We start from the raw sequence: 556 nt of genomic DNA, 5'->3' as shown, positions 1-556 counted from the left end.
AGCCGTGTCTCGCCGATTGTCAGTAAAACGGGTGGGGTGGGCATAGGCACTGTGCCGGGCAGCAATCCCATCCTTGAAAACAACACAATTCTCCTGCAGGCTTTGGGGGCTTTGGCCGTTCGCTATGGTGACAACTCCGGCGGGATCTTCCGCAACAACCAAATCGAAGGGGATCCACCCACGGCTGGAGCCGGCTTGGTACTGCAGGCGCGGCAAGCAGGTACGAGTGGCACTACCGGGATTCAGCTGGATGGGGCAGGCTCAATTCCATCCATTCAATCCAACCGGATCGGCGTGGGCAGGATAGCCGGCAGTGTCGGCATTCGTATTTTGCAGGGAACCCAGGCCCGCACCATTTCCGGGAATACGTTCCTAGCTCGGGGCGAGGGCGTAGGAGTGGCAATTCAGGCGGCCCCCGGCACCCCAGATGCGGTAGTCGCAGCCTACCTGGCTGGCAATACTTTCCAAGGAAACTTTGCTCAGAGGGTCACTGGGGAACCTGCGCCCACGCCAACTCCTGCACCGACGCCGACGGAAACGCCCACGCCAACACCGA

At 60.8% G+C, this 556-nt stretch carries 1 protein-coding gene; it reads left to right on the top strand.

The window, feature by feature from the left end:
- Positions 1–556 (top strand): right-handed parallel beta-helix repeat-containing protein (locus tag NW837_RS15195; RefSeq protein ID WP_414332466.1); only part of this gene is annotated, 556 nt, incomplete at both ends.

Origin of the sequence: Synechococcus sp. R6-10 (assembly GCF_047461815.1) — a bacterium.
Lineage (GTDB): Bacteria > Cyanobacteriota > Cyanobacteriia > Thermostichales > Thermostichaceae > Thermostichus.
Note: the sequence above shows the minus strand (reverse complement) of the source record. Positions and strands in the feature narration are given on the sequence as shown.